This window comes from Stenotrophomonas sp. VV52, from assembly GCF_002893095.1.
Taxonomy (GTDB): Bacteria; Pseudomonadota; Gammaproteobacteria; order Xanthomonadales; family Xanthomonadaceae; genus Stenotrophomonas; species Stenotrophomonas aracearum.
In genome coordinates, this window is record NZ_PKQQ01000001.1 from 517,814 (window position 1) to 541,962 (window position 24,149).

Here is a 24,149-nt window from a genome sequence, read left to right on the forward strand (position 1 = left end):
TCCCCGGCTCCCCCGCCGTTTTCGAATCGCTTACCGCTCAGCGGTCTTGAAATCCACCGGCACGCGGACCACGCTCGCCACTGCGCGACCGTCCTGCATCGCCGGCTCGAACTTCCAGTCACGCACGGTGGTCAGCACCGCACGGTCCAGATCGCGGTCACGACCGCCACTACGCTGCACGATATTGGCATCGGTCACCTGGCCACGCGTATCCACGTTGAGGCTGGCAATCACGCTGCCTTCCACACCACTACGCAGCGCCGAACGCGGGTACTCCGGCTTCGCATTGCTGCTCAGCGGACGCGCATCGCGATCGCGCACAGCCGGCGCAGCACGTCGCTGGGTGGTGGCCGGAGCCGCCTGGCGCGTAGCGGGTGCCGGGGTAGCAGCAACCGGCGTCTCGGTAGCCGGCAGCATGCGCTCGCCAACCGGCGCCGTTGCCGTGTCATCCGGGCTGGCGTAACGCAGCCAGACCAACGCCGCAGCGAACATCGCAACAATCAGCGCAATCCACAACACCGGCGAAGTACGCCGACGCTCGGACGCATCAATGACGTCGCGCTGGTGCTGCGGCGAAGCGGGCATCTCATGGGTATGGGTAACACTCATGGTGAACTCCTGGTGTCGATGTGACGACGCCAGTGTTGCCCGGGTCCAGTTGAAGATGTGTCACCGACGCGTCAACGCCGCGACTGCATTCCCGTCGGGGTTCATCATCATGAGTCACGCCTATACGCAGGCGTGACGCGGCCGTGATTACTGCGTTTTGAAATCGAACGGCACTTCGATGCTGCCCTGTACCGGCTGGCCATTGGCCTGCGCCGGCAGGAAGCGCCAGCGGCGCACCGCATCGGTGGCGGCGCGATCCAGATCGCGCGAGCCGCTGCGCTGGATGACGGTCACGTCCATCGGCACCCCGCTGGGGTCCACGTCCACGCGTACCACCACGCTGCCTTCCACGCCATTGCGCAGTGCGGACGGCGGGTAGGTCGGCGGCGGCGACTGCTCGGCAATCGGCTGCGGGCGGTCGCCGGCGGCCATCGCCACCGGCGCGGCCTCCGGCGCGGGAGCCGGCGCAGCGGCGGGCGGCGGGGGCGGGGCGGTTTCGACCAGCTGCGGCCGTTCCTCGTCCACCGGCACCGGCTTGGCATCGGGCATGTCGCTGGACCCGGCCGCGGCCGCCAGCGGCTCGGGCAGGGGCTCCACCTCCGCCACCTCCTGCGGGGTCTGGGCGGGCCCGGCCTTGTAGAAGTCGTTGTTGCGGCTGCTCAGCCATACCACCAGGAACAGCAGCACGCCCACGCCAAAGGCGATGGCGGAGATGAAAAGGCTGCGGCGGGGCAGCTGGAAGGTGATGTTCTTGCCAGACGAGGAACGGGAAGCGGACATGAGCCATACCAAGGTGAACCCCCCGATTCTGCCACGGCGGGAATGAACCGCGCGGCAGAAAAGCCGATTACAGGCGATAATCCCCCTCCAGACCCACCAACAGCCCCCAAACGCCATGCTTGATCCAGCCCTGCTTCGCCAACAGCCCGCCGAACTCGCCGAACGCCTGCGCTCCACGCGCGGTTTCGAGCTGGACGTCTCCGGGCTGGAGTCGCTGGAAGCCGACCGCAAGCGCATCCAGATCCGCACCCAGGAACTGCAGAGCCTGCGCAACAGCCGCTCCAAGGCGATCGGCCAGGCCAAGGCCAAGGGCGAGGACGTCGCCGCGATCATGGCCGAGGTGGCCGGCTTCGCCGACGAACTGAAGGCCTCGGAAGTGGCCTTGGACGAACTGCGCGACAAGATCGAAGCCATTTCGATGGGTATCCCCAACGTCCCGGCCGACGATGTTCCGTTCGGCAAGGACGAATCGGAGAACGTCGAGCAGAAGCGCTGGGGCACCCCGCGAAGCTTCGACTTCCCGGTGCTCGACCATGTCGAACTGGGCGCCCGCAACCACGGCCTGGACGGCGAAGCCGGCGCCAAGCTGTCCGGTTCGCGCTTCACCGTGCTGCGCGGCCCGGTCGCCCGCCTGCACCGCGCCCTGGCCCAGTTCATGCTGGACCTGCACACCAACGAGCACGGCTACGACGAAACCAACGTCCCGGTCCTGGTCAATCCCGAATCGCTGCGCGGCACCGGCCAGCTGCCCAAGTTCGAGGACGACCTGTTCAAGACCGCAGTGGGCGAGTCCACCCGCTACCTGATCCCGACTTCGGAAGTCTCGCTGACCAATATCGTCCGCGACGAGATCATCGACGCCGAGCGCCTGCCGCTGAGCATGACCGCCCACTCCCTGTGCTTCCGCGCCGAAGCCGGCAGCGGCGGCCGCGACGTGCGCGGCATGATCCGCCAGCACCAGTTCGAAAAGGTCGAACTGGTCACCGTGTGCGCCCCGGCCGACAGCGAAGCCGAACACCAGCGCATGACCCGCGCCGCCGAAGTCGTGCTCGAAAAGCTCGGCCTGCCGTACCGCAAGGTGCTGCTGTGCACCGGCGACATGGGCTTCTCCGCCATCAAGACCTACGACCTGGAAGTGTGGCTGCCCTCGCAGGACACCTACCGCGAGATTTCCTCCTGCTCCAACTGCGGCGACTTCCAGGCCCGCCGCATGCAGTCGCGCTGGCGCAACCCGGAAACCGGCAAGCCGGAACTGGTGCACACCCTCAACGGCTCCGGCGTAGCCGTAGGCCGCGCCATGATCGCGGTCATGGAGAACTACCAGAACGCGGATGGCAGCATCACTGTGCCGGACGCGCTCAAGCCCTACATGGGCGGCCTTGAAAAGATCGCGTAAGCGCAGTCACGAAGAACCCGCCGAAAGGCGGGTTTTTCGTAGCGCCGGGCTCTGCCCGGCAAGGGCCACCGACCAATCCATCCGCCACCCGGTAGAGCCACGCCCTGCGTGGCTGCGCGGGTCATCGGATGTCGACAAACAACATCCGGATGCGGTCCTGACGGCACTCCAAGGTGCCGCCGTATGACAGCGTACGCCCGCTGAGCCGCTCGACTGCCAATGCACAGGTTTCCTCCGACAGCCGCTGACCATTCTCCACCAGCTCGACCACTACCAAAATGCCGTCGATTCCACTCCGACGCCCGCAACGCGCCTTGATGCGAAGCACGCTTGTCTCATTCTGCAGCAACAGATAAACGGTCTCGGTCACCGTGCGATACGCGGCCAACTGCATCGCCACCGGCAATCGACAAGGATCCCCGGTCAAATGAGGCGCAGCCAGCCGACCCGTGCTCGCCCAAGGCTCGCTGATCCCGCCCGCCTGCAAAGCAAGATACAAGCCCACATGTTCCAGAACCGCGGGATAGACCATGCTCGACTGCTCGCGGAACTTTCGGGAGTAAAGACCCGCTGTGTTGACGAGGCAGCGCGCAGCATCCGGATGCCCCTGCTGCTTCAGCCAGTCCGCAGTTTCGCTAAGGTACCGATCGATGCCATCTCCAATCCGATTGATGTCCAAGGCCCTCATCCGAAGTTGCGACTCACCAGTCGCTTCCGAGGTTCTGGCCAGCGAGATTGCTTGCCTTCGCTCGATGAGCCGCGTTACCGAACGGTCGTGGTAATGGCTGATGGAGGCGCCAAGGGCAACCAGCGAGACTGCAATCACAGCGAACGACTGTTGAGTAGTGAACATGGCGAGGTCGAAAGATGCGGGGAGCCCCGTGCTGGTGATCGACAGACCGATGGACAAGCTCATGAGCGGCAAGCTGACGGCAGCCCCCCACCAGCCGTGGCGACGCGTCAACGTGATCGCGGGAAGCGCCATCGCGAGATGCATGGCAGATGTGGTCGCGGCGTAATGAGAGGGGATCCGTATGGAACAGAATCCGAGTACGAGAAGTGCCGTCAAGGCCGAATAGGTAGTACTGGAGCGGTTGTGCCACCCCTGGTCAGTGTTTCGTCGCGTCCATAGCAATGCCAGAGGGGTCAGGGTCAGGATGCCCATGAAGTCCCCGAGAACGTAGCGAACGGCCCTCGTGGCAAAAGGAATGCTGGGTGGCGCGGGCCAAAGCAGCTGCGCCGTGGTCAGGTTCAGAAACGTAACGACCACGGCCGCGCAGCTTGCCACTGACAGTAGCCAGATTTCCGGCGCGCGAGTGAGCACCCCTCGATGTGCAGCTGCAATTGCCATCACGGCTGGCATCAGTAGCGCGGAGCCAAGGACAACCCATGGCAACCCATGGCTCTCTATCAGTGGGTAGCGCAGAACTGCAAAGTAGGCGTACTCGCCCAGTAGCAGATAAGGCCAAAGACGGCGTGGGCAGAGCAGCAATGCAGAGACGCGAACGCCAGCGCCGAGATAGAGCTGATCGACCGAGATCTGACGAGTGCCCCAGCAAGCAAGGGCATACAGCGCAGCAACCAATAGTCCATCCGGATGCAGGCGCATGTGCAGCTTCAGCTGCATTCCATGCTTCCACCACTTGAGTAGCAAGTTCCACCTCACATTCAGTGCGCGCCATACCGATGGCTGACCAACCGCTTCGCCGGGAAAGTAGGCGTCGCGCGGGACGCATGCAATTGGCTGGAGGCACTTTAAGAATCGATTGATTTCGAGCTCTTGGCTGCAAACTGGGATGCAGATCACCAGGAATGATGGATGGGTTGCCCTCAAGTGTGGTCTAGGCGACTCACAGTGTTGCTTTCTGCCGCATTGGCGCATGTGGCCATCTGACGGATACGAACCGGCTTGGGAGTGAAGTCATGCGGCCCGCTCGCGTTGCATGAGGGCAAGCGCGTCAACGCAGGGGCGCAGTTCTACTTGAGCCAGAATCCTTGGCAGCGCTGGGGTTGCGCCACGTTGCGGAGCCTTGCTGCATTCAGTATGTGACCTCGGTCCGATACCGGTGGTTCGCATATGGACAATCGCACCCGCTTCACCCACTGACCTAAGGAAAGATGCATTGAACGCAACACACTCGTCGGGCGCCCAGCCCAACACTGCAGGGAAAGCGGCCTGGATTCTCCTGGCCATCGCATGGCTCTGCTTCCTGCTGCCGATTCCCGGTAGCGGCGTCTTCATTGGCTGGCCGGTCAATCTGGTCGCCTTCATCCTCGCCATCGTCGCCATGTCCAAGGGCGGCACCCGCAAGGGCGTGATCCAGCTCCTGCTCTCGCTCGTTGCTTCGCCGGTGGTCTACTTCATTGGCACCATGTTGTTCGTGGGTGCGGTCGCAGCAAGCGCCGAACAGACCGCAGCAAACTCGGAAAGGGCTGCAGCGGGCGCGAATGCTGCGGCCACGGAAGCCGCGATGCAGCAGGCCAAGGCGGAAGCCGCGCCAGTCGAGCGCATCGAAATCACCGCCACCGAGCTGTACAACGACTACAAGGCCAATGAAATCACCGCCAATGCCCGTTACAGGGGCAAGCCGCTGCTGATCACTGGCACCGTCAGCGCCATCCAGTCGGACTTCAGGGACAAACCCCTCATCCAGTTGGCGGCAGGCGACTTCGTCACCGTGAGCATTTCCGGTCTGTCGCTGGAAGAGGCGAGCGAGCTCAGCAAGGGCTCCCGCATCAAGGCCGCCTGTACGGGCAACGGCGAAGTGCTCTCGTTCCCGGCCACCCGCGACTGCAAACTGCAGGACTGACACCGTAGAAAAGAAAGCGGCCCCGCAAAAGCGGGGCCGCTGGATGGGCCGGATGGGGGAGGGGATCTCCGGCCCGGGCAGGGCGTCCGACGAGGACTCAACGCCTGCCCTGGAACACTCAGGCTTCGGCCAGCTCTTCGAACTCGGCCGCCGGCAGGCTGGCCAGCGCGGCCGCAATGGCCTCTTCGCGATAGGTCGGCGAGTAGGCAATACCTTCAGCGCGCACGAACTCCACGTTGTCGATGCCCATGAAGGCGAACACCTGGCGCAGGAACGGCTCCTGGAAGTCGGCCGGCGAATCGGTGTAGATGCCGCCACGCGAGCTGGCGATGATCACGCGCTTGCCACCGGCCAGGCCCACCGGGCCATTCTCGGTGTACTTGAAGGTGCGCCCGGCCACCGCCACGCGGTCGATCCACGCCTTCAGCGTTGAGGGGATGCTGAAGTTGTACATCGGCGCGCCGATCACGATCACGTCCGCCGCCAGGAACTGCTGCATCACGTCTTCGGCTTCGGTCGCCTCGGCCGCATCGGCCTGGGCCAGCGAACCACTACTCAAATGGGGAATGGGATTACGATCAAGATCGCGGTAGGTTACGTCGAGGTGCTCAACGGTCTCATTGAACCGTGCGACGACGGCCGCGGACAGCTGGCGGGAAACCGAGTTGTCGCCCAGCACGCTGGCATCAATGTGAAGAAGCTTCATGGCAATCACCTGTATCCGGGGAAGGGCGGTCAAGGCGCCGCCGACGGAGAGCAGGTTAGGTTGTTGCGTCGCTGGGATAAAGGTGGTTGAATACCACGTATTGTTCTATATCTGGAACTTCGGTATGCACGACCTCAACGACCTTTACTACTTTGCCATGGTGGTGGATCACGGCGGCTTCGCTGCGGCCGAACGCGCCCTGGGCATCCCCAAATCCCGCCTGAGCCGGCGCATCAGCCAGCTTGAAACCGACCTCGGCGTGCGCCTGCTGCAGCGCTCCACGCGCCGCTTCGCGGTCACCGACGTCGGCACCAGCGTGCACCGCCACGCGCAGACCATGCTCGCCGAAGCGCAGGCCGCCCGCGAAGTGGTGGACCGGCTCAGCGCCGAACCGCGTGGCCTGGTCCGCGCCAGCGTGCCGGTCTCCCTGGCCCAGATGCAGCTGCCCAAGCTGCTGCCCAAGTTCCTGGCCCAGTACCCCAAGGTGCGCCTGCAGCTGAACATCAGCAACCGCCGCGTCGACATCATCAATGAAGGCTATGACGTCGCCCTGCGCGTGCGCTCGCGGCTGGACGACGACGGCAGCCTGGTCATGCGCAGCTTCGGCCAGGTGCAGGAACTGCTGGTCGCCAGCCCGAAATACCTGGACCGCGCCGGCCGCCCGAAAGACCCGGACGAACTGGCCAACCACGTCACCCTGAGCATCAGCGAAGACGAAGCCCGCCAGCGCTGGGAACTGCACGGCCCGGAAGGCGCGGTGCGCCGTGTCGACCTGCAGCCGCGCGTGGCCGGATTCGACTTCCCGCTGCTGCAGAGCATGGTCAAGGATGGCTTCGGCATCACCATGCTGCCCGAGACCGTCTGCGCCGACGCCGTGCGCAGCGGCGAGCTGGAAGTAGTGCTGCCGGAATGGTCGCTGCCGCAGGGCATCTGCCACGCCGTGTTCGCCTCCCGCCGCGGCCTGCTGCCGGCGGTGCGGGTGTTCATCGACTTCCTGGCCGAACACCTGCCGCCGCAGCTTGAGGCCTCGCGCCTGGACTGCGGTGGGGCGTGCGAACGGGCCAAGGAGAAGATCCGGGCGAGTGCGCTGGGGGCGTTGGCGGTGGATGCGGGCTGAGGCCCAGTCGTACCCGGCCTTGGGGAAACCCCGTTGGCCATGCGAGAATACGCGCCCGGCTTCGGCCGGCGCACGACACCCGGAGAGATGGCCGAGCGGTTTAAGGCACCGGTCTTGAAAACCGGCGAAGGGTCATTCCTTCCGTGGGTTCGAATCCCACTCTCTCCGCCAGATACGCAAAGCGCCCCGAAAGGGGCGTTTTGCGTTTGAGAAAGGGCAATGTGCGTCGCGCCCTGGTAGAGCCACGACCTGCGTGGCTATCTCCAGCACCTGGCCAAAGCTCAAGCCATCCGCTGTAAGCGACGACGGAGTGCCCCTGCCGCTGCGGCGATAACCATCGCTGGGATGGCCAGCACCAGTGCGTAAACAATTCCGGCCAGCAACAGCGGGCCAATCCCCGACATCACTGCAACTACCGGAACCTGCAGCGCCAAAAGCAGCAGACCCCACAGCCATGCTTTCCTGGGAAAGCAGGCGCCAAGAACTGCGGCGATGCCAAGTGCAATGGGATAGACCACGCTCCAGAACGCAGGCGTGTCCCAAGGCTCGCCTCCCGGCGTCCGCCAAGCCACCAGCACCCAGAACACCACGCCTACCTTCATCGTGACGGCAGTTGCCGCAAGAAAGCTACCCGTTATCCGCATGGCTGGTCTCCCGGACGGACATGGAGCATGTCACTGTTGCATCGTTGGTGTATGACCAGCGGCGGAATCAGCTCACGCAGCAGCGGTCTTTGGCGTGACGCGATTGATCGTGTCGATCGAAAATTGATTTTTAATCAGAACGTTCCTGCGGAGCGATCACGAATTGAGACGTCGGGGTCAGTTTGCCCGGTGCTATCAGGGCAGTCTATCGGGCTGGCTAAGCCGTTAGCCCCTTACATCAGGAGGACGACATGCGCGAAGGCTTTTACGGTATCTAACCGACCAAGTGCTACCCGACTCCTCATCCAAGGATGGGCAGTCTCGTTTCTGGAGGCTGTCAGGCAGGGTCTTTTGTCTGAGTCCTGGCGGGTTCAATCTGCTTCAGCAATTGATTTGCCATCCCCCGATAGATCGGCACCCTGCACACCAGCCCCGACACCCCGCGCGCCAGCAGCACCGTCGCCAGGATCGGCAGCAGCATGTCGCTGCTGTCGGTCAGCTCCAGCGAAATCACTGCCGAGGTGAGTGGCGCCTGCGTCACCCCAGTGAGGTAGGCGCACATGCCCAGAAGCACGAACACCCGTGCATCCACGCCCGGCATCAACGCAGCGAGGTTATGGCCGATACCAGCCCCCACCGCCAATGCAGGCGAGAACAGGCCGCCGGGAATGCCGGCGATGTACGAGACCAGGTTGGCAAGGATCTTCATCACCCCGAACTCATGGCCCACCGTCGGGTTGCCTTGAACCAGACCGCGCGCCTGCTCGTAGCCGGTGCCGAAGGCGCCGTTACCGAAGGCGGCGGCCAGCAGCACCAGTGCCACGCCGCAGCCGGCGGCCAGCAGCACCGGATGGCGCCGCCGCAGGGCGCCCAGCCACGCTGGCTTGCCTTCCATGGTCAGCAGCACGGACTTGGCGAACAACCCGCCCAGCAGTCCGGCAACCGAGCCACACAGGAGGATGGCAAGCCATGCCTGGCCTAGCGGCAGGAACGCGGTGACTTTGCCGAAATAGGTGTAGCTGCCCAGCAGGCCGAGCGAAACAACACCGCCAACAATGACAGCCGTGAGCAACGTTCCGGAAAAGCGATGCTCGAAGCGGCCGCTCAGCTCTTCGATTGCGAACACGATGCCCGCCAGAGGCGTATTGAATGCGGCTGCGATGCCGGCAGCACCACCCGCGAGCAGGAAGTGGGAAAGCTCCTTCGGGTCGCGGAATCCCGCCAGGCGCCCAAACACATACATCAGGCTGGCACCCACATGCACTGTGGGACCTTCGCGCCCGACCGAAGCACCGCCGAGCAGCGACAGCGTGGTCAGCGCAAGCTTGCCAGCAGAGACTTTCAGCGACAGGTTGTCGTTGCGGAACTCCTCAGTGGGCGTATCCAGTGCGGCGATCACCTGCGGAATTCCGCTGCCACGGGTGGGCTTCAGCGCGCCACTGGTCAGCCATGCGAGCAGGCCGAACACGGTAGGCGTAAGCAGCAGGGCCCACCACACCGAGTGGGCGATGACCGACTGGAACACCCGGAAGGCCGCATCGCTGGCCTTGGCAAACAGGATCGCCACCAAGGCGACGGCAACCGCGCCGCCCCAGAGTGCAGCGCGGCGGCGCCACGCGGTCCGCGACAGCAACGGGGCGTCGCCGTGTGAATGGGAGGGGTCGGGGCTCATGCCGCTATTTTCGCAGCGGGGCTGTGAGGATAATTTGCCGTGGGTGCCCGCAGCCTGTGCGCGTCAGGGTCGGCGGGGAGGTGTGATCGGCGCTTCACGGGCGCTTCGTATGCTCTGTAGCTTCCCCTATCTGCCCAGTCTGGCCCCCATGAGCTCCGACTCTCCCCAGCATTTCGACGTCGTCATCGTCGGCGGCAGCTACGCCGGCATGTCCGCCGCGCTGCAGCTCGTGCGCGCCCGGCGCAAGGTGCTGGTGATTGATTCGGGGTTGCCGCGAAACCGCAACTCGCTCGCGGCGCACGGCTTCATCGCCCGTGAGGGCCTGCCTCCGGCCGAGATCGCCGCCAAGGCGCGCGCGGAACTGATGGCCTACCCAACCCTGACTTGGCGCGAGGGCAGGGCAACCCGGGCCAAGGTGCTGGAAGAGGGCGTGTCCTTCGAAGTAGGTTGCGACGACGGCAGTACCTTCATCGGCGACCGGCTGGTCCTCGCCCATGGCGTCACCGACACGCTTCCCGACATCGACGGCCTGGCCGAGCGCTGGGGTCGCAGCGTGTTCCACTGCCCGTACTGCCACGGCTATGAGATCTACGAAGGGAACATTGGCATCATCGGGTGTTCCGAAGACGGTGGCGTCGGCCAGGCGCTGCTTCTGTGCGACTGGGGAACTATCACGTTGTTCTGCTGCAATCCCGATGGCATCGACCCGGATAAGCGCGGGCGGCTGGACGAATGTGGCGCCACCATCGAATCAACAACCCTCCAGCACGTGGAAGACGAAGCCACCGTGGTGCTCAGCGATGGCCGCAAGGTCGTCCTGGACGCCCTGTTCCTGCTCCCCCAGTCACGCCTTTCCTGCGACCTTGCCGAACAGCTCGGCTGCGAGCTGCTGGATCCAGGCTGCATCGTCGCTGATTCCGCCAAGCAGACCACCGTGCCAGGCGTGTTCACCTGCGGCGATGCCGGGCGCATGGCAGGCAGCATCGCGTTGGCGGTGGGCGAGGGCGCGCTGGTCGGCGTGGCCGTGCACCGCTCGCTGCTGGGCCTGCTCGACTAGCGCAACGCAGTGGGGGGCGCAGCCTGCCTTGGCTTGTACTGGCAGCGCGGGAAGCCGGAGCACGACGCGAACTCACCGTACGGCCCACTACGCTGCACGATCACCCCGCCGTCGCAGACCGGGCAGGCCTGCTCGCGGATCGGCTCGCCGGTGGTGGCGGTGATCTCCACCGCGCCGTCGTGCACCAATTCGTTGAGGAACGGCGAACGCTTGCCCTGGACGGTGAACATCGCCACCGAGCGCCGCGCGCGGGTAAGCGCCACGTAGAACAGGCGCCGTTCTTCGCTAAGCGGGAAAGTGTCGGCATGCGGCATCGCCAGGCCCAGCACCGGGTCATCGGCGCGGGCGCTGGGGAAGCTGCGCTCCAGCATGGAAGGCAGGATCACGATGTCGGCCTCTGCACCCTTGGCGCGGTGAGCGGTGAGGAAGCTGAGGGCCAGCTGCGCGCCGAAGCGTTGCGTCCAATGCGCGGGCAGGTAAGCGCGGTCGGCGTTGTAGCGGCCGAGAATGAACACCGAGAGGCGACCGTCGTGGCCGGGCGCAATGGCACCACTTTGCAGCTGCTGTTGCAGGCGCTGCAGGTACTGGTAGATCGCGTCCTGCAGGCGGTCGCGCGAGGCTACCTGGAACGCCTGCAGCACCGGTCCCTGCGCCGGGGTGGCCGAACGGACCTGCTTCGCGATCTGAGCCGGGTTCTTCGAGATGAAGCGGCTGGAGGCATCGCACAGTGCCTGCGGGCAGCGGAAGGTCTGCGAGAGCTGCAGCACCTGCGAGGGACCGAAGGTCTCGGTAAACCCGGTCATCACGCTCACGTCCGCACCGGCGAACCGGTTGATCGACTGCCAGTCGTCGCCCACTGCGAATAGATGCCGCCCGGGTGCCTGCACGAGCGCCTTGCACAGTCGTGCGCGTGCGCGTGAGGCGTCCTGGAATTCATCGGCCATCACCAGCAGGTAGGGCGCCTGATAGCGGCCCTGTTCCAGGTACTCGGCGGCCTGGTTGAGCATGTCTTCGAAATCGATGGCGTTCTCGGCGGCGAGCGCCTCGTCCCAGGCATGCAGGATCGGCGTGGCCAGTTCCAGGAACAGCCGATAGCGGTGCTTGAACCGGTTGTCCGGCAGCTCGCGCAGGCGCTCGGCCAGGTCGGCAGGGGTCAGTCCGTTGCTCTTGGCATGGCTGATGAAGGTGCGCAGCAGGCCGATCAGGTCGCTGTCCGGCATGGGCTTGGCGCCTTCGGCGGGCAGCTCGCGGTCCGGGTTCGGGTCCAGCTCCAGACCGTGCGCGGTGAGCGCTTCGGCCAGTGCGTCGAACAGGTCCCCATTGCGAAGCTGCGCGGAGGTCGTGCGCAGCTGAACCGCATCGCGTGAGCGCGCGTGCAGGGGTGTGCTGTCGCCACTGCCATCGGCATGGTGCACGTGATACAGCGTGGTGCCCGGGTAGAAGAAGTCCGCGCAGCCGGGCTGCCAGGTATCGGTGCCGGTATCCAGCACCGGGTGCGGTTCGTAGGTGTAGTCCACGCCGTTGTAGAACAGCCAGTCGGCGATCACGCACTCTTCGATGTTGCCCACGCGCTCGCCGCGCAGGGTGCGCACGTAGCGGTTGCCGTCGCTGTCCCAGCCGTCGGCCGGCGCGATTTCGCCCTGCGGCGGCAGGTCGCGTGCGAACACCAGCCGGAACATGTCCCACTGGGTGCGGAAATGCAGGGAGCGGTCCTTGAGGCGGTCGATGATGTCGGCCAGCTGGTCGAAGCCCTGCGCCGCATCCACCGCCCACGAGGGCACCTCGGGCATGCGGCCGGTCACCTTGCCGATGATCTGCCGGCCCAGCGCGTGGAAGGTGCAGGCGTTGACCTCGCCTGTTGGAAGCCCCAGCCGCTGGAATGCGGCGGCGGTGCGCTGCTGCAGCTCGGTGGCGGCCTCTTTGTTGAAGGCCAGCATCACGATCTGGTCCGGAGCCATCAGGCCGCGTTGTACGGCGTAGGCGGCCTTGGCCACCATGGTCGAGGTCTTGCCGGAGCCGGCGGCGGCCACCAGCAGCATGCGGCTTTCGAAGCTGAGTACGGCGCGGGTCTGTTCTTCACTCAGCGGCCGACGTTCGACCTGGGCAAGCAGCGGGGCTACGGCGCTGCGTTCCTGTTGAAGGTACGCTTCATTGCGTGACGCCCACTGTGCCTCCCAGTCCTCCGTCCAGCGCTGCAGATCGTCTTCTATCGCTGCGGGTACGCCGTGCAACTGCGGGCGCAGGGTCGGGTCGTCGAATATGGCCCATAGCGCATCGCCGTCCACTGTCAGATGCGGACGAGCATCCAGCAGGGCCTGCTGCTGTTCGAGGGTGAACCAGCGCTGCTGGGCATCCGCGAGTTCCTGCGCGTGGTCGACGTGGTCCAGCCAATCGCGGATCCGCGCGAGCGCATCGTTGGCGTCGCCCAGTTGCTGGTCCTGCTGGTGGGCATGCGCGCTTGCCGCCCACAGTGCCTCCAGTTCGCGCGCCGGGGCAGCGGCAAGGCCGCCCAGCCGCAGGTCGCCGTCCTCGGTGGCGATGCTGAGCGAGGACCACACCGGACCGCGCTGGACGCGCCACGCGTTGGAGGCGCTCACCGCCAGCGAGTAGACCTGCCCATCCACGGTCAGCTCGAACCGGTCATCGACCCGGCGCAGTCGCCAGTCCGGCGAGCGCGAGAGGCGGCGGCCCCAGGGGGAAGGGGACCAGTCGTGCGTCATCTGTACATCCAGGAAAGCGGGGCGGTCGCTGGCGCGGGGCCGGGCGAGCGTTGGAAGGGATTGCCATGATAGGAAAATCCAATCGGAATTGCCGCGTGGTGTGCGAGTAGCCGGGCAGAGCCCGGCTCTACCTGGTTGAAAGGTGCTTTTGTTGCAGTTCCCACCAGAACCATTGCGAGGTGCTGGCGAAGGGGGCCAGGCGCTCGGCCAGGTCCATGTCTACGTCGTGGTCGCCGGCCAGGAAGCATTCGGCCAGGTCCTGGGAGACGCCGATGGCGTGGGCGAAGTCCAGGGTTGAGGCGCCCATGGGGCCGAGGATGTGCTCGCGGACCAGCAGGCCCGGGTGTTCGTAGGGAATGACATATCCCGGCTTGGGTTCGTAGCGGTCGGCGATGTACTTTTCGAACGCGTTGCACTTGCGGATACGCGGTTCCTTGGGTGGATCCATTACATCGAAGATCAGCCTGCCCTTGGTGGCGTTTACGGTTACCCGTGCGCCTGGCTTGAAGCCTGCGTTGTACAACCAGCTGCCATGTGCAGAGATGCAGGGCACGATGCCCCCGTCGAAGGTGCCCATCCAGGCGTAGGTATGCGCGCGTACGGTGTAGTGGCGCGGTTGCTCTGCGGTGGGCAGGCCGAGTTCGGGGAACAGGGGGGTGTGGCGTGATGAGCGCATGGCGATCCTCCAAGGGAAAATCTCCCTTGCCGGTAGGGCAAGGGAGCCGGGAGGGTCGAATCCGTGGTCAATCGAACGGCGGGCGTATTTCCCCGGATGAGGGGTCTTGTATTAGCCTCCCTCCCGACATAGGACGTCCATAATTTTGATTGACCTTGGAGATTCGACTCTCCGTCGCCCACCTTGCTCGCCAGTGCATTGCATGGCTAGTTGATTGTTTCTGTTGAAATTGCGTCTTCGATAGACGTTGCCTAATACGTGTCGCAACGTGCACAGGTTTTCGCGAAAGTGCGACGAAGTTGCAGGAAGAACGGGTTGCACACGTCATGCGTTTCGGCGCGTTGGGGCACGCCATGCGTGTCCGGCGGGGTGTCAGGGGGTGCGATGGCGGTGGGTTTGCGCAGAAATCGGGCGGTGCGTGGGACACGCATGGCGTGTCGCTACGCGGTTCATCGGGCGTAGTGACACGCCACGCGTGTCATCGCGGTGTCGGGGTGCTCAGGAACTCTCGCGAACCAGCCCTATGCACCTGAGCAGGAGGCTCAAATCATTTTCCACCGCTGCCGCGCGTAGGACCGAGTCGAGGTCCAGTCGGCTTGCCAATTCGACTCTGCTCATGGGTTTGCGATAGTCAGGCCAGTCCTGCAACAGCGCGATCTGGGTCGCCCGATTGTCGGGAGGCCGTCGTGCCGTCTGCCCAGGCAGATGACGAAGCAGCAGTGCTTCGAAGCAGGGTTCCTGCCAGACGATCTTGATACCGTTATCGACCGCAAACGCCACTGCTTGCTGGGCACGCGCCGGAGAGAGTGCCAGTTGATCCGTATCCAGCAGCACGAATCTGTCTGGGAACGTACCTCGGGTTCTCCTCAGGTGAGCCAGCTTCCTGACGGCAAGTTCGAGTCGCGCGAGAGGGTCGCCGGCTCGCAGCAGCTCAATATGCAGATGAACGTGTAGTTCCTGCTGGGCGACCAGGTCCTGCAATCGGCCCGCGTACGCCTGCTCGGATTCCCCCTCGCACCCGATGAATATGGGTTTGCGCTGGGGAATGAGCGGGCGTCGCGTCCTCATCCCAGTTGAGGCACGCCGCCGTAGGCGCCGCTCAGGTATTTGCGGTATAGGTTTTCATCGCGACGGACTTTGACGTCCATCAGGCTGTGCGCCGTCGTACGTCCGCTTCGGTCCTTTTCGCAGATCACCACTTCCTCCTTGGTGAGATCGTCCAGCAGCGATGCGGAGTGGCAGGTAAACCACAATTGGGCGTCGTGGGGATTTCGTTCGTTGGTGTCATGGAACCACCCCACCAGCTGCGGAAGGATCAGAGGGTGGATGGCCGCGTCCAACTCGTCAATCAGGCAAATCCCACCCTGCGCGAGCGCGAGCGAGATCAGTGGGAACATCTTGATGAAGGACTGGGTGCCGTGGCTTTCCTGGTGCCAGGGTAGCTCCTGATTCAAGCCGGAATGCTTGAACATGGGCACCAGTCCGTTTGAAGTCTCCTGGAACCGCATGCCTTCAACACCGACATCTATACGGCTGAGCTCCCGGTTGAGCTGCTCAACCATCGTCGGCGTCTGCCCCAGGTAGCTGATGACGGGTACGTCCTGGCTCGCCGGGCTCGGTCCGAGCTGGAACATGAAGCGCTGTGCTTTCTCGACGAAGAGCATCGAGGTCGGATGCTGGAACAGTGCGAACGACGAAAGCACCGACACGTTGGGCCGCAGGGTGTTCAGAAGGTGCTGGAATCCGGACATCGAGAACGAGCGGGAGTCCTTTACCTTCCCTTCCGCGTCCCGCTCAAAAACGCGCTGCCATTTGCCTTGGCCATTGGGCTTCTGCCGCAGGGCTTCCGTGAGGACCCGCTCAGGCCTTCCATCGACAACTTCGATTTCGAGTTCATATCGACAGACGCCGTACTCGACGTTGCTCCCGGCTTCGATTGATTCTACGACCTCCTTGCTGAGGTTCATCGCATCACCGAACTCGACGGCCAGCTTGATCGGACGCGACCTGGACTCGAGGTCGCTGAATCCCTCGCACATAAATCCCGGCGTGGTGCGGTGGTGGCTGTCGCGGGCGAAGGTGATCAGGAATCCGAGGGCGCGCAGCAGTGTCGTCTTGCCGGACGCGTTGGCGCCGTAGATCGACACTACCTTGGGGGCGCGTAGCTCTGAGCCCGGGAAGATCGGCGCATACCGGTCTTCCGGGTCGGACACATTGGGCGCTACCACCAGGTCGATGACCTGATGGTCGCGGATCGAGGAGAAGTTTTCGACTTCGAATCGATAGAGCATGGCGGGCCTCCAGATGGCCCACCTTAGCAGTTTGACGAAATATCGTCAAAAAGGCGATTTAAGGTGTCCGCAACGAACAAGCCCCGCGGAGGCGGGGCTTGTTCAATGGAGCGACCGGCCGTTACGTCAGCGTTCGCAGGCAACCGCTTCGTGGCCGCGCGACTGGCGCTGCACCAGTACCGCCGCGCCCCACAGCAGCAGGCCGCCCACGGCGGTGGCCGCGCCCACATACCCGGTGACCGCCGGGCTGAAGCCGGCGCCGATGGCCATGCCGCCGAACCACGGGCCCAGTGCGTTGGCGGTGTTGAAGGCGGCGTGGTTGGAGGCGGCGGCCAGCGTCTGCGCTTCGCCGGCGACGTCCATCAGGCGGGTCTGCAGCACAGCCGCCAAGGCACCCATGGTGCCGACGGCGATGATCATCGGGAAGATGGTCCATACCGAGTTGGCGGCCAGCGGGTAGGCCAGCAGCACCACGATCGACCACACCAGCACGATGGCGGCGGCGCGGAACTGGAAGCGGTCCACGAGCCAGCCGCCGGCGACGTTGCCGATGATCGCGCCGATGCCGAAGATGCCCACGGCCACCGGCATCCACGACTCGGCCAGGCCGGTCACCTGCACCAGGGTCGGCGCGAGGTAGGTGAACACACAGAACATGCCGGCGAAACCGACCGAGCCGATCGCCAGCGCCAGCCACACCTGCGGCTTGTTGAAGGCGCGCAGTTCGCGCATCGGCGAGGTGCGCACTTCGTCCGGGTCCGGCAGCAGGAAGCGCGCGATCATCACCACGGTGGCGATGGCGAGCACGCTGACCAGTGCAAACGCGGTGCGCCAGCTGAGCTGCTGGCCGAGCCAGGTGGTGAGCGGGTTGCCGACCAGGATTGCCACTGAAAGACCCAGCAGCACCTTGGACACCGCCGCGCCGCGCTGTGCCGGCGGGCTGATCGCTGCCGCCACCAGCATCGCCACGCCGAAGTAGGCGCCGTGCGGCAGGCCGGCCACGAAGCGGGCGATCAGCATGGTGGCGTAGTCCGGTGCCAGCGCGCTGGCCAGGTTGCCCACCGCGTAGAAGCCCATCAGGCCCAGCAGCAGGGTCCGCCGCGCGTAACCCGCACCTGCGAAGGCCAGCACCGGGGCGCCCACGACCACGCCGATGGCGTAGGCACTGATGAGATGGCCGACCTGGGTCTCGCTGATGGAGAGCCCGCGGCTGATTTCCAGCATCAGGCCCATGCTGGCGAATTCGCTGGTGCCGATGGCAAAGCCGCCGAGCGACAGGGCCAGGATGATCAGCGTGCGCTCACGGGCAGACAGCCGCGCGGCCAGGGGTAGGGAGGTGGGGCTCATGGGGCAGGAGAACGAAGAACGTGGCTGTCCATTGTACTGCTGCGGCGCAACATGCGCCCGTCTGACGCAGGGCTGCGGCTGGAATGCTGTGGATCAGAGGATCTTCTGAGACAGGGTGTGAAGGTTGTTCGTCATATTTTCTTCACATTATCTCGACGACGAAAAGAACGTCGCTCGCACGATTTCACATTGAGGCATCAGCGAGTGAAGCATCCAAATTTTCATGCGAGCACATCAAAGGCTCTACACAATCATTAACCACCGTGACGAGTCGCACAGTTTTGATGATTGCATCGCCTTGCTTCGCGCGCGCTTACAGCACCGCAATTCAGTGCTGCGTGAAGAATGCACACGCGCGTTGCGTGCATTGCGTGATGCGTTGTTTACGATCGTGTTCCATTGTCCCGCTGCACGCATCATTGATGCGAATACACCTGTATTTACAGACGTATCCTCAGGAATTTCTGATTGGCAGCGCTGCAAACGTGCATTAGGATGCGCGTCAATGACATTGGTCCGAATGTCGGAAGTTGGATTACGAGCCGCGTGCACCGCGCATCACATTGATGCCAACGCACGTCGTAGCGCCTGGAATGGCGCGTCATGGAGGATCACGTTTGTCCACGCAGAAACCTGTCGTCATCGCTGTTGCAGTCCTGTTGACCGCACTTGTTGGCTACTGTCTTTCCGGATACCTCACGCTGCTGCTGCTGGGTCTGGACACCGGGCTGTTCAAGTGGAACACCTATCTTCAGTACGTGCAGGCGATGGATCAGCCTGCCGTTGCGCCGTACCTGACGAAAATCAAAGCTGCCGGCGTGATCGGTTTCGGTCTGCCGGTGCTGGCGCTGCTGGGCGCGCTGTTCTTCCTGGTCAAGCCGAAGAAGAAGTCGCTGCATGGTGATGCGCGCTTCGCAGAGGCGGGCGACCTGGCGAAGCATGGCCTGTTCAAGAAGACCGACAACGGCATCGTGGTGGGCAGCTTCGGCGGCAAGCTGGTGCGCCTCAGCGGCCAGCAGTTCGTGATCCTCGCCGCACCCACTCGTTCGGGCAAAGGCGTGGGCGTGGTGATTCCGAACCTGCTCGAGTACGGCGAGTCCGTAGTCGTGCTGGACATCAAGCAGGAGAACTTCGACCTCACCAGTGGCTGGCGCGCCAGCCAGGGCCACGAGGTGTTCCTGTTCAATCCGTTCGCCGAAGACCGCCGCACCCATCGCTGGAACCCGCTCAGCTACGTCTCCGATGACCCCGCGTTCCGCGTCTCGGAGCTGATGAGCATTGCCGCGATGCTGTACCCGGACGGCTCGGACGACCAGAAGTTCTGGATCAGCCAGGCACGCAATGCGTTCATGGCCTTCACGCTGTACCTGTTCGAAAACCGCGACGACGAACGCCAGCAGGGGTTCCCGGGTGGGCAGGGCGCGCCGACCCTGGGCGCGGTGTTCCGCCTCGCCACCGGCGATGGCAGCGACCTGCGCAAGTACCTCAAGGCGTTGTCCGAGCAGAAGTTCCTCAGCGGTAATGCCCGTGCGGCCTTCGCCAACCTGCTCTCGCAGGCCGATGAAACCTTCGCGTCGATCATGGGCACCTTCAAGGAACCCTTGAACGCCTGGATCAACCCGGTGCTGGACAAGGCCACCAGCGACAACGACTTCCTGCTTACCGACCTGCGCCGGAAGAAGATGACCATCTACATCGGCATCCAGCCCAACAAGCTGGCCGAGAGCCGCCTGATCATCAACCTGTTCTTCAGCCAGATCATCAACCTCAACACCAAGGAACTGCCCAAGTCCAACCCGGACCTGAAGTACCAGGTGCTGTTGTTGATGGACGAGTTCACCGCGATCGGCAAGGTCGACATCATTGCTTCGGCAGTGTCCTACATGGCCGGTTACAACGTGCGCCTGCTGCCGATCATCCAGAGCATGGCGCAGCTGGATGCCACCTATGGCAGGGACGTCTCGCGGACCATCATCACCAACCACGCGCTGCAGATCCTGTACGCGCCGCGCGAGCAGCAGGACGCCAACGACTATTCGGAGATGCTCGGCTACACCACCGTGCGGAAGAAGAACGTCACCCACGCCCGTGAAAAGACCCACAACTTCACAGAAGAGCGCCGCGCACTGATGTTGCCGCAGGAGCTCAAGGCCATGGGCAACGACCACGAGGTGTTCCTGTACGAAGGCATTCCGCATCCCGTGAAGTGCGACAAGATCAAGTACTACAAGGATCGCTACTTCACGTCGCGTCTGCTGCCGAAGACCGATGTCCCGATGCTGGCGCTGTGAGCGCTGTACGTGAACGCATGTGATGCACGTCAAAGAATGTGCGTGTGAAGGTTAAAAAATTGTCGCAATTGACGTTGATTTGACGCGGAGGTGTGGCATCGTAATTTTGATGGACGTTCCATGCGTCATGAAATCGTCGTTACGCATGCAGTAAGAGGTACATGGATGGCTTTTCACGGATTGGGTATGCAGGCGCAGGGGCCGGACAGGCGTTCGGGGCGAATGCACACCAGGCGGGCTGGGGCCCGGTGTCACCGTTGAAAAGTGTTTCAACTCACATCCGCACGTTGACTGGTTGAGCCCGCCGTGGGCGTCGACACGCTTTAGTTTTGCCGATTTTCAGGCTGAAAACCGCTATTCCGTACGCCATAGGGAAGTTCGTATGAAGCAAGCGTCATTGTTCAAGGGATCCATCGGCGTCGCCATTGCCTCTACCGTACTGCTGCTTGCAGGGTGCGCTACCGCACCGGCGCCGGACTTCGGCGGCCGCTGGAAGCCGGTGAACCGCTTCGCCAGCACCACGATGGAAATCCCGCTGTACACCAGTTACGTGTACCAGGCTTCGCCGATGGACGGCACCTTGAAGACCATGCTTGAACGCTGGGCCAAGGACTCGGGCATGACGCTCGATTACCGCATCAGCTCCGATTACACGCTGTACGGCGCGGTCTCCACGATCGGTACCACCAATCCGCAGCAGGCCATGATCGACCTGAGCGCCGCGTATGCGGGGCAGGGCGTGCTGGTGTCGATCGTCGGCAACCAGATCGTCGTGCAGACCGCGTCGGCGGCTGCGCCGACTGCGGCCACCGGCAGTGCCAGCAGCACCAGCGGCAGCTGATCCCCTTGATGTTCCAGCAGTACGGATGACCCCATGTTCCGAAAGAAGGACGCAGGCAACACTCCCAAGGTCGACCAGGCGGTCGCCAAGGCCGTGAGTTACGAGTTGACCGTCGCCGACATGGCGCGTCGCAGCGAGCGTCGCGCGTGGTGGGTGGCGACCGGCTCGATGGTGATGTCGCTGGCATTGGCCGGCGGCTACTACTACATGCTGCCGCTCAAGGAGAAGGTGCCGTTCCTGGTGATGGCCGATGCGTACACCGGCAACGCCACGGTCGCGCGCCTCAGCGGTACCTTCGGTGCCGGGTCGATCACCGCCAACGAGGCGATCAACCGCAGCAACGTCGCGCAGTACGTGATGGCGCGCGAGTCGTTCGATTCGGCGGTGATGGGCCTGCGCGACTGGGACCTTGTGTTCACGATGTCGTCCGAGCCGGTGGCCGCGACCCAGCGTCAGCGCTATGCGAATAACAACCCGCAGAACCCGGTGTACGTGTACGGCACGAACAAGGCGATCCGGGTCAAGATCCTCAGCATCACGCCGCTGGCGGCGGAGGGCAATGGCAGCTTCCGGGGCGCGTCGGTGCGCATCCAGCGCAGCCTGCTCGACAAGACCACCGGGGTGATGCAGTTCCTGGACAACAAGCTGGTGACGATGCGGTTCGAGTACCGCACCGACCTGGCCCTCTCCGAACAGGACCGCGTGCTCAACCCGCTGGCGTTCCAGGTCACCGAGTACCGCGTCGACAGCGACTACGCGCGCGGCGTGCCGGTGCCGGACGATGCGTCGATGACCAACCAGGCGAACCAGGCTGCGGCAGCACAGGCTGCTGCGCAGGCGGCAGCCGCGGCTGCGGTGCCGGTCTACGACCCGAACAACCCGGCGGCCGCGACCATGATCGATCCGAACACCGGACAGACGGTAGCCGCGCCGGTGGCGGGGCAGGCCATGGCGCCGGGCCAACAGATTCCAGCCCAGCCGGTACCGGGCCAGATGACCGTGCCGGGCCAGCCAATGCCCGCACAGCCGATGCCAGCCCAGCCGATGCAGCAACAGAACCCCGGGCAGGTGATGCCCGGCCAGGCAATACCAGGACAGGTCGCGCCGCGGCAACCGGCCACTGCGCCGGCACGAAACGTTTCCACCGGAACTGCTGAGGGAGCAAGCAACCGATGAGTAGTCGCAACATGGGATGGGCCGCATTGGCCCTGGTGCCGATCATGGCCATGGCCAGCGCCCCGGCGCAGGCCCAGGTGGTGGACCAGTACGAGTACGAGCAGGACCGCATCTACCCGGTGCGCACCGGCCTGGGCCTGACCACCCAGATCGAACTGAGCCCGAACGAGAAGATCCTGGACTACAGCACCGGCTTCAGCAGCGGCTGGGAGCTGACCCGTCGCGAGAACGTGTTCTATCTCAAGCCGAAGAACGTCGACGTGGACACCAACATGATGGTGCGCACCGAGACCCATTCGTACATCTTCGAACTGAAGGTGGTCGCCACCGACTGGCGCCAGCTGGAACAGGCGCGGCGTGCCGGCGTGCAGTACAAGATCGCCTTCCGTTACCCGAGCGATACCGAGTTCGGTACCGCACAGCAGGCGGTGGACGAAGAGGTCAAGCCGCTGCTCAGCTCGGAGCTGGCCAAGGACCGCCAGTACAACTTCGACTACTCGTACTCGACGCGCCGCGCGAAGAAGATGGGTTGGCTGATCCCGGTCAACGCCTATGACGATGGCCGCTTCACCTACCTCAAGCTGCCGGCGTCGCCGGAGTACAAGACCGGGATCTTCCCGGCGGTGTTCGGTCGCGAAAGCGAAGACGGTGAGGACTTCGTGGTCAACACCACGGTGGAAGGCAACGCGCTCATCGTGCATGGCACCTATCCCTACCTGGTGATCCGCCACGGTGACAGCGTCGTCGGCCTGCGAAGGAACGTAAAGAAATGAGCCAGCACACTCCCGGCAACGAGCCGCATGAGCCCACCGGAAACCCGTACTACGGGCAGAACGTGGCCGACAACAATCCCAACCTGGACGCTGCCGCGCCGCAGCTGCGCTCGGCCGAAGAGCAGCGCCTGAACCGCAAGGCCCTGGCCTTCCTCGGTGGCATCCTGGTGCTGGTGATCGCCATGGGCTTCCTGCTGCTGCGCAAGAGCAGCGACGACCAGGACCGCCCGGCCAGGGTCAACGAACAGGCCCGCGTGTCCACGCCGGAGCTGCCAACCGCGCCGCCGGTAGTGGCACCACCGCCGGTGGCCGACGCGCAGCCCATTGAAATGCTGCCGCCGTTGCCGCCGCCGGCACAGGACAACCCGTACCGCACGCCGCCGGCGATTCCGTCGGAGATGGGCATGTCCAATGAACCGCGCCAGCCGTCGCTGCTCGACCGCCGCATGGCGTCCGGCAGTGGCGTAGGCGGCGGTATGGGCGGCGGCGGCGCCGAAGGGCAGGCCGGCGGTCTCGGCGGTCGTCCGGACGACGAGTACACCCGCGCCATGCTGGCGCAGCTGCCCGGCGCGCAGCAGCCGGCACCGGCCAAGGTCCGTCGCGGTCCGGACGTGGAAGACGTGTCCAACGCCAGCTTCATCCGCAGCCCGGATGCACTGCTGGTGCGCGGCACCTACCTGCGCTGCGTGCTGGAGACCCGCATCATCACCGATGTGGCTGGCTTCACCTCGTGCCTGCTCACCGAGCCGGTGTACTCGATCAACGGCCGCAGCCTGCTGCTGCCGAAGGGCTCGAAGATCTACGGTGCCTACGGTGGCGGCCCGCAGGGCAAGCGCGTGGAAGTGGTGTGGGACCGCATCACCACGCCCAATGGCATCGACGTGGCCATGTCCAGTCCGGGCATCGACCAGCTCGGTGGCGCCGGCCATCCGGGCGACTACAGCGCGCACTGGGGCAGCCGCATTGCCTCGGCGCTGATGATCAGCCTGATCGCCGACGCCTTCAAATACGCGGCCGCCGAACACGGTCCGGAGACCACTGAAATCGCCAGCAACGGCTTTGCCGTGCAGTCGCCCTATGAGAGCGCGACCGCACGCAGCATGGAGCGCCTGGCCAACGAAGCGCTGAGCGAGCGTCGCCCGCCCACCGTGACCATCAACCAGGGCACCGTGGTCAGTGTCTACGTGGCCAAGGACGTCGACTTCAGTGACGTGCTGCCGCGCCGCCGCTGACCGACTGGACA

20 protein-coding genes and 1 tRNA gene are annotated in these 24,149 nt (G+C 64.3%); 10 read left to right on the plus strand and 11 right to left on the minus strand.

Going from position 1 to position 24,149, the window contains the following annotated elements; genetic code table 11:
• Positions 1-30 precede the first annotated feature (30 nt).
• Together C2U58_RS04770 and C2U58_RS04775 are read right to left on the minus strand one after the other, a co-directional pair.
• Positions 31-609, minus strand: a complete 579-nt coding sequence (locus tag C2U58_RS04770; protein ID WP_102944770.1) for an energy transducer TonB — start codon at positions 607-609, stop codon at positions 31-33.
• A gap of 147 nt (positions 610-756) precedes the next feature.
• Complete coding sequence (locus C2U58_RS04775; RefSeq protein WP_102944771.1) at positions 757-1,389, minus strand: energy transducer TonB; 633 nt, start codon at positions 1,387-1,389, stop codon at positions 757-759.
• Positions 1,390-1,504: 115 nt separating this feature from the next.
• On the opposite strand from C2U58_RS04775, the gene serS reads away from it, so the two are divergent.
• Positions 1,505-2,785, plus strand: coding sequence for a serine--tRNA ligase (serS, locus tag C2U58_RS04780; RefSeq protein WP_102944772.1), 1,281 nt, complete (start codon positions 1,505-1,507; stop codon positions 2,783-2,785).
• Between the two features lie 121 nt (positions 2,786-2,906).
• Here the strand turns inward: serS and C2U58_RS04785 are convergent, their stop codons facing one another.
• Positions 2,907-4,412 carry an MASE1 domain-containing protein gene (locus tag C2U58_RS04785; RefSeq protein ID WP_172448072.1) on the minus strand — a complete coding sequence of 502 codons (1,506 nt, stop codon included), beginning with the start codon at positions 4,410-4,412 and terminating at the stop codon, positions 2,907-2,909.
• Between the two features lie 496 nt (positions 4,413-4,908).
• On the opposite strand from C2U58_RS04785, the gene C2U58_RS04790 reads away from it, so the two are divergent.
• Complete coding sequence (locus tag C2U58_RS04790) at positions 4,909-5,595, plus strand: hypothetical protein (RefSeq protein WP_102944774.1); 687 nt, start codon at positions 4,909-4,911, stop codon at positions 5,593-5,595.
• A gap of 118 nt (positions 5,596-5,713) precedes the next feature.
• Here C2U58_RS04790 and C2U58_RS04795 read toward each other — a convergent pair whose 3' ends face one another.
• Entirely contained in the window at positions 5,714-6,301 is a 588-nt protein-coding gene (locus C2U58_RS04795) for an NAD(P)H-dependent oxidoreductase (protein WP_102944775.1), read from the minus strand.
• A gap of 124 nt (positions 6,302-6,425) precedes the next feature.
• On the opposite strand from C2U58_RS04795, the gene C2U58_RS04800 reads away from it, so the two are divergent.
• Both C2U58_RS04800 and C2U58_RS04805 read left to right on the plus strand, forming a co-directional pair.
• Complete coding sequence (locus C2U58_RS04800; RefSeq protein WP_068854691.1) at positions 6,426-7,418, plus strand: LysR family transcriptional regulator; 993 nt, start codon at positions 6,426-6,428, stop codon at positions 7,416-7,418.
• Positions 7,419-7,499: 81 nt separating this feature from the next.
• Positions 7,500-7,589 (plus strand) — tRNA-Ser (locus C2U58_RS04805).
• A 110-nt stretch (positions 7,590-7,699) separates the two neighbouring features.
• Here the strand turns inward: C2U58_RS04805 and C2U58_RS04810 are convergent.
• A complete protein-coding gene (locus tag C2U58_RS04810; protein ID WP_146033406.1) occupies positions 7,700-8,062 on the minus strand; it encodes a hypothetical protein in 363 nt (120 codons plus the stop codon).
• A 337-nt stretch (positions 8,063-8,399) separates the two neighbouring features.
• Positions 8,400-9,734: a chloride channel protein gene (locus tag C2U58_RS04815; protein WP_102944777.1), complete on the minus strand. Its 1,335-nt coding sequence runs from the start codon at positions 9,732-9,734 to the stop codon at positions 8,400-8,402.
• 148 nt (positions 9,735-9,882) lie between these two features.
• Between C2U58_RS04815 and C2U58_RS04820 the strand changes: the two genes are divergently transcribed.
• Complete coding sequence (locus C2U58_RS04820) at positions 9,883-10,791, plus strand: NAD(P)/FAD-dependent oxidoreductase (RefSeq protein WP_102944778.1); 909 nt, start codon at positions 9,883-9,885, stop codon at positions 10,789-10,791.
• On the opposite strand, the gene C2U58_RS04825 is transcribed toward C2U58_RS04820, so the two are convergent.
• The 5 genes from C2U58_RS04825 to C2U58_RS04845 form a co-directional block, all read right to left on the minus strand.
• On the minus strand, positions 10,788-13,511 hold the full coding sequence (locus C2U58_RS04825; protein WP_102944779.1) for a UvrD-helicase domain-containing protein: 2,724 nt from the start codon (positions 13,509-13,511) through the stop codon (positions 10,788-10,790). The genes C2U58_RS04820 and C2U58_RS04825 overlap by 4 nt on opposite strands.
• A 127-nt stretch (positions 13,512-13,638) precedes the next feature.
• Positions 13,639-14,187 (minus strand): hypothetical protein, encoded by a 549-nt coding sequence (locus tag C2U58_RS04830; RefSeq protein WP_102944780.1) that lies wholly within the window; start codon positions 14,185-14,187, stop codon positions 13,639-13,641.
• 498 nt (positions 14,188-14,685) lie between these two features.
• The gene (locus C2U58_RS04835) at positions 14,686-15,255 is read right to left on the minus strand and encodes an RloB domain-containing protein (RefSeq protein WP_102944781.1); all 570 of its coding nucleotides are present in this window, start codon (positions 15,253-15,255) and stop codon (positions 14,686-14,688) included.
• Positions 15,252-16,478, minus strand: coding sequence for an AAA family ATPase (locus C2U58_RS04840; RefSeq protein WP_102944782.1), 1,227 nt, complete (start codon positions 16,476-16,478; stop codon positions 15,252-15,254). The genes C2U58_RS04835 and C2U58_RS04840 overlap by 4 nt, the downstream gene beginning before the upstream one ends.
• Positions 16,479-16,604: 126 nt before the next feature.
• The gene (locus C2U58_RS04845; protein ID WP_102944783.1) at positions 16,605-17,825 is read right to left on the minus strand and encodes an MFS transporter; all 1,221 of its coding nucleotides are present in this window, start codon (positions 17,823-17,825) and stop codon (positions 16,605-16,607) included.
• Positions 17,826-18,418: 593 nt separating this feature from the next.
• On the opposite strand from C2U58_RS04845, the gene C2U58_RS04850 reads away from it, so the two are divergent.
• The 5 genes from C2U58_RS04850 (at position 18,419) to C2U58_RS04870 (ending at position 24,138) form a co-directional block, all read left to right on the plus strand.
• Positions 18,419-20,116: a type IV secretory system conjugative DNA transfer family protein gene (locus tag C2U58_RS04850; protein WP_102944784.1), complete on the plus strand. Its 1,698-nt coding sequence runs from the start codon at positions 18,419-18,421 to the stop codon at positions 20,114-20,116.
• A 397-nt stretch (positions 20,117-20,513) separates the two neighbouring features.
• Entirely contained in the window at positions 20,514-20,957 is a 444-nt protein-coding gene (locus C2U58_RS04855; RefSeq protein ID WP_253256670.1) for a toxin co-regulated pilus biosynthesis Q family protein, read from the plus strand.
• A gap of 33 nt (positions 20,958-20,990) precedes the next feature.
• On the plus strand, positions 20,991-22,133 hold the full coding sequence (locus C2U58_RS04860; protein WP_102944786.1) for a VirB8/TrbF family protein: 1,143 nt from the start codon (positions 20,991-20,993) through the stop codon (positions 22,131-22,133).
• Positions 22,130-22,906 carry a TrbG/VirB9 family P-type conjugative transfer protein gene (locus tag C2U58_RS04865; RefSeq protein WP_102944787.1) on the plus strand — a complete coding sequence of 259 codons (777 nt, stop codon included), beginning with the start codon at positions 22,130-22,132 and terminating at the stop codon, positions 22,904-22,906. The genes C2U58_RS04860 and C2U58_RS04865 overlap by 4 nt, the downstream gene beginning before the upstream one ends.
• Positions 22,903-24,138 (plus strand): TrbI/VirB10 family protein, encoded by a 1,236-nt coding sequence (locus tag C2U58_RS04870; RefSeq protein ID WP_102944788.1) that lies wholly within the window; start codon positions 22,903-22,905, stop codon positions 24,136-24,138. The genes C2U58_RS04865 and C2U58_RS04870 overlap by 4 nt, the downstream gene beginning before the upstream one ends.
• The last annotated feature ends 11 nt before the right edge of the window (positions 24,139-24,149 follow it).